The organism is Streptococcus sp. HMSC072G04 (assembly GCF_001813295.1).
Lineage (GTDB): Bacteria > Bacillota > Bacilli > Lactobacillales > Streptococcaceae > Streptococcus.
Genome location: NZ_KV812002.1, coordinates 164,382 through 166,048, shown reverse-complemented (window position 1 = coordinate 166,048; position 1,667 = coordinate 164,382). Strand labels below are relative to the sequence as shown.

The window sequence follows — 1,667 nt, the reverse complement described above, 5'->3', positions numbered from 1 at the left end:
TTAGCGCCGTACACCTTGATAGTAGCTTTATAACTTTGAGTGCCGTTTTGTTTTAAGAGGTCAAGAAGTTCTTTATCAGATTTGCCTTGAGTACCTGCCAAATCCACTTCATAGAAGTAGAGAGCTTTGCCCAATTTCTCTACTGGTGGGAGAGCAGGATTTTTGGCTGATCCGTTATCGGACCATGGAGCCTGGTCTGAGGCTTTCAAGATAAGACGAGTCAACATACCGTCACCAGCGAAGAATTCATATGGAATGACTTGGTTGACACCGGCTGTAAATGGGCCTGGGAAATTCGCTTTATCCAAGTAAGTGGCTGGAACATCTACTGTGTCTTTAGTATTATCGGCCACGCCCTTTTGCACTTCAGCTGGGGTGGTTGCTGGTTTAGTTTCATTTGCTTCACGCTCTTGTCCAGAAACTGTAGGCGCAGGATTTGTCACAGGTTTAAACGCATCTTCTGTTTCTTTCTCAGATTCTGGTTTTGCTTGCACTTCTTCTTTTGGCGCTACCACTTGGTCTTTATCAGCTACATTCACTTTTTCTGGAGAGCTTGTAGCATCCAGGCTTGCTTTAGGTGTTGAGTCTACCTGTTCTGAAGGAAGAGCTGTATCGACTGCTTCTTTGAGAAGTTCTACTGGTAAGTCACTCTTTTCACTCACCGAAGTAGCATCTGGCACAACTTGAGCAGGGGTCTGATCGACCACATCGGCACGTACAGAACTTGGCTGACCAACTAGGACAAAGAAGCCACTAGCCACAACAACTGAGGCAACACCGACACTAAGACGGCGAATAGACCAACGAGTATATCTTTGATTTGGATTGAATTTCATAGGATTCTCCTTAGAGCTTTTCTTTATTTGATGACTCTAGTATAATCTCCTATAATTAAAAAGGATTAAGAAAAAGTTAAAATTTTTCTTAAATCCCTCTTATAAAATACTTATATTGACTCAATAGTCACTAGAAAAAAGAATAGTCATTTCTCTTTTAATCATTGAGGCGTACTAGATAATCCAAATATTGGTTGTTAATCACCGCCATGATATAGGTATCAGGTTTTAATAAGTCATTTGGACCAAACTGAACGTCTAGAGGAGCATTTTCATAGTCACGAAAACCAAGAATATTGAGATTGTATTGTCCTCGAAGATCAAGTTGACTTAGACTCTTGCCTGACCACGATTGTGGAATAAAGGAGTAGGTATGGCAGAAAGAAACGCGTGGAAAACAAGCTCTTTGTAGAGATTTGCATGAGAGAGCAAACAGTTATCCCGATTTTAAGACGGAATTCGGCCATCTATGGCGTGGGAGGAGGCATCACTTGGGACAGCAAATGGGAAGGTGAATACCAGGAAACCAAGCAAAAATCGGCTGTTCTTTACCGGCAAGAGCCTCGATTTGAGCTCCTGACGACCGGATGTATCCACCAAGGAGAGTTGACTTTCCTGGAGCAACACCTAACCCGTTTGAGAGAGGCTAGTCGCTACTTTGCCTATCCTTATGATGAAGCAAAACTCCTGCCAAAAGGTCGCTATCAAGAAATCGCAAACGGAGGCCATCTACTCAATACCGAGAAACCCTATGAACTCGCGCAAGCCATCAAAGAGTTTGTTGCTGGGTTCTAAAATTAAGAGGCTGGGACAAAAGTCCTAGCCTCTCAA

At 42.9% G+C, this 1,667-nt stretch carries 1 protein-coding gene and 2 pseudogenes; 1 reads left to right on the top strand and 2 read right to left on the bottom strand.

Features of this window, described 5'->3' with window-relative positions; translation table 11 throughout:
- A partial coding sequence (locus HMPREF2904_RS01045) for an SSURE domain-containing protein (RefSeq protein ID WP_141751174.1) occupies positions 1 to 836 on the bottom strand: 836 nt, incomplete at its 3' end.
- Positions 837 to 993: 157 nt separating this feature from the next.
- Positions 994 to 1,197 (bottom strand): annotated as a pseudogene (locus tag HMPREF2904_RS10945) (TrkA family potassium uptake protein); the annotation flags it as partial.
- Between the two features lie 98 nt (positions 1,198 to 1,295).
- On the opposite strand from HMPREF2904_RS10945, the pseudogene HMPREF2904_RS01040 reads away from it, so the two are divergent.
- Positions 1,296 to 1,523: pseudogene (locus tag HMPREF2904_RS01040) on the top strand (aminodeoxychorismate synthase, component I); the annotation flags it as partial.
- Positions 1,524 to 1,667 lie beyond the last annotated feature (144 nt).